Source organism: Mesorhizobium sp. M7A.F.Ca.CA.003.01.2.1 (assembly GCF_003998945.1).
GTDB classification, from domain to species: domain Bacteria; phylum Pseudomonadota; class Alphaproteobacteria; order Rhizobiales; family Rhizobiaceae; genus Mesorhizobium; species Mesorhizobium ciceri.
On record NZ_RZRA01000601.1, the window covers coordinates 1 to 3,529 of the forward strand.

Genomic DNA, 3,529 nt, shown 5'->3' on the forward strand with positions numbered 1-3,529 from the left:
GTGCACGAGAAGCGCATCGCGGAAATCTGCCGCGAAGAGGTCGACAAGGCCGGCGCCGACATCATCGTCTACACCAGCCACGAGGTCCGCCCGGTCATCCGCGAGCAGTCGCGGCTGAACTCGGTCCTGATCGAGGCCTACGCCACCTCGCGCGGCCGCAAGCAGCTTAGGGGTATCGAGGACGTCTCGAAGAAATACGGCTTCAAATATGGCGTGCAGACGCTGCTCTCCTTCGGCGGCCTGACCTCGATCAACCATCCGCGCCTGCATGAAACCATGATCTCCGGCCCGATCGGCGGCATCCTCGGTGCTGCCTATGTCGGCAAGCTGATCGGCAATGATTCGCTGATCTGCTCGGACATGGGCGGCACCTCCTTCGACATGGGCGTTATCACGCGCGGCCAGACGCGGATCGAGAACGAGCCGCTGATGGATCGCTTCAAGCTCAACGTGCCGACGCTGCACCTCGATACGATCGGTGCCGGCGCCGGCATGATCCTCAAGGTCGATCCGCTGACCAAGAAAGTCTCGCTTGGACCGGAAAGCGCCGGCTCCGATCCAGGTCCGATTTGCTTCGCCAGGGGCGGCACCGAACCGACCATTGCCGATTGCGATGCGATTCTCGGCCGGCTCAACCCGCACTATTTCCTCGGCGGCAAGGTCGTGCTGCAGGTCGAAAAGGCCCGCCGCGCCTTCCAGGAGAAATGCTCCGACATCCTGGGCGTCGGGCTGGAGGAAGCCGCCGAAGGCATGATCGACATGCTGGAGGCCGACGCCAACAACGCGCTGCGCCGCGTCATTTCGGGCCAGGGCATCCATCCCTCCGAGTTCACGCTGCTGTCCTATGGCGGCTCTGGCCCGCTGCACCTGGCCGGCTGTTCCAGGGGCATCGGCTTCAAGGACATCATCACCTTCCAGTTTGCGGCCGCCTTCTCCGCCTTCGGCTGCACCACGGCTGATTTCATGCGCCGGCATTCGGTGTCGACGCAGCACGACATCCCGTCACGCGCCGATGAGGCGACGCTGGCCGCCTTCGGCGTCAAGGTCACCACGGTCTGGAACGACCTGACCAAGGCCGCGGTCGACGAGATGATCGCCGACGGCCATGCGCGTGAGAAGATCAGGACCGTGCCGTTCCTGATGATGCGCTACACCGGCCAGCTCGAGGATGTCGAAGTGATGGCGCCGCTGGCTGAGGTCAACTCGGCCGACGACATGCGCAGGGTTATCGACGAGTTCGAGGCGGTCTACGCCAAGGTCAATCATCGCGTGTCGCGCTATGGCGAGGCCGGCTTCACCATCACCGAACTCGGGCTGATCGCCACCGCCGACAAGGTCAAACCGGTGCTGCTCAAGCGTCCGCTCGGCAAGTCGGATCCGGCTTCCGCGCACAAGGGCGTGCGCGAGGCCTATATCGGCGGACGCTGGCACAAGGCCAATCTCTACGAGATGGACCTGCTGCAGCCCGGTCACGAAGTCATCGGTCCGGCCATCATCGAACACCCCGCCACCACGCTCGTCGTTCATCCGCAGGACCGCGTCCATGTCGATGAATGGACGCTGCTGCACTACACCCACGCTTGAGAGGGCACCGCCATGTTGGACAAACCTGCTTCGGCCCTGCGCCTTCGCGAAAGACTGCTCGATTCCGAGCGGCTGATGGAAGAGACCGGCTGCTATGACGGCATCACGGAACTCACGCTGCGCAACCAGGATCCGCTGAAGTTCGAGACGCTGCACACCAAGCTGCGCGCCTATTGCGTCTCGGCTCGCGAAATGGCCCGCCGCATCTCGGCCTCGCCCGGCGTGCGCGAAGTCGGCGAGATGGTGGTCGCCATCTATACGCCCGAAGGCGACGCCATCGCGCTCTCCAACGGCATCATGGTGCATGTCCATACGATGAGCCGCTTCATCAAATGGATGATCAAGAACAATTACGAGGAAAACCCGAAAATCCGTGAAGGCGATATCTTCGCCAACAACGACGCCTTCATCGGCACCGTGCAGGTGCCTGATGTCATGGATGTGGTGCCGATCTTCCATGAAGACACGCTGGTCGGCTGGGCCGGTGCCGTCTGCCACGAACTGGAAGCCGGCGGCATCACGCCGGGCGGCGATGTCTGCCTGGCGCAGGAGCGCTTCACCGAAGGCCTGTTCGTCTGCGCCGAGAAGATCGGCGAGAATGACGAGATCCGGCGCGACTACGTCATCCGCTGCGAGCGCAATCTGCGCATGCCGATCTACTGGGTGCTCGACGAGAAGGCCAAGGTCGCCTCCTGCATCGACATGCGCGAAAGCGTCAAGCAGCTGATCTCCGAGATCGGCCTCGACTACTGGATGAAGGTGTCGAAGGAGTTCATCGAGGAAGGTCGCCGCGCCCAGCTCGCCCGCACCCGCCAGCTCACCGTGCCCGGCATCTACCGCGGCCACACGTTCTACGGCCATGTCACGGCGGGAAAACCCGGCTTCCAGCTGCTCGGCGATCCCGACTGGCTCTACAACATCCCGATCGAGATGGAGATCACGTCAGACGGCAAGATCACCATGGACTTCGAGGGCACGCAGCCCTGGGGCTACCATTCGATGAACTGCACGCCGGCCGGCATGGATGGCGGCATGTTCGTGACGCTGACCCAGCACATGAATTTCGAAGGCCTGGTCAATGACGGTGCCTGGATGGCGACCGAACTGAAACTGCCGCACGGCACCTGGACCAACCCCGACAACGAGATGGTGGCCACCGCCACCTCATGGGCGCTGCTGCTGCCGGCCTACGGTGTTTTCCAACGGCTTTTGTCGCGCAGTTTTGTCGCGCGCGGCTTCGTCGAGGAGGCCTTTGTCGGCCAGGTCAACAGCCCGATGATCGAGATGGGCGGCGAAAGCCAATACGGCACGCCGTTCGGCATGGCGCATTTCGAGTGCGCTGCCGCCGGGTCCGGGGCGCTCGCCATCAAGGACGGTCTCGACACCGCCTATGTCGGCTGGAACCCGGAATCCGACATGGGCAACATCGAGGTCTGGGAACAGTCGATGCCGATGGTCTATATCGGCCGTTCGATCGTGCCGAATTCCGGCGGCGCCGGTAAATATCGCGGTGGCTGTTCCTTCGTCTCGACCTGGCTGATCAACAAGACCTCACATCTGCGGCTCCACACCTCCGAGCACTCCTCGCGCGTGTTCGACAATGGCGGCATGTGCGGTGGTTATCCGGCGCCGACCTGCCAGAAGCATCGCGCGGTGCGCAACTCAGACATTCACGAACTGGCGGCAAAAGGCGAACCGCTGGCGCATTCGCCCGGCATCGACCCTGACGTCTCCGACTACGAGAAGAACATCGGCGGCGACCATGTCGTGGTCGAAGGCCCCTACATCACCTCGCCGCACAAATCCGGCGACATCTTCAGCCATTCCTACAATGGCGGCGGTGGCTATGGCGACGTGCTGGAGCGCGATCCGATCAAGACGGCATGGGATGTCGAGAACGGCTTTCTCACCCGTGAAGCGGCGGACCAGGTTTTCGGCATTGTGC

The 3,529-nt window shown here is 63.0% G+C and carries 2 protein-coding genes; both read left to right on the top strand.

Features of this window, described 5'->3' with window-relative positions; translation table 11 throughout:
• Positions 1-1,584 (top strand): hydantoinase/oxoprolinase family protein (locus EN969_RS21975; protein ID WP_164758409.1); only part of this gene is annotated, 1,584 nt, incomplete at its 5' end.
• Positions 1,585-1,596: 12 nt separating this feature from the next.
• Positions 1,597-3,529, top strand: a 1,933-nt coding sequence (locus EN969_RS21980) for a hydantoinase B/oxoprolinase family protein (RefSeq protein WP_127419387.1), incomplete at its 3' end; no start/stop codon positions are given.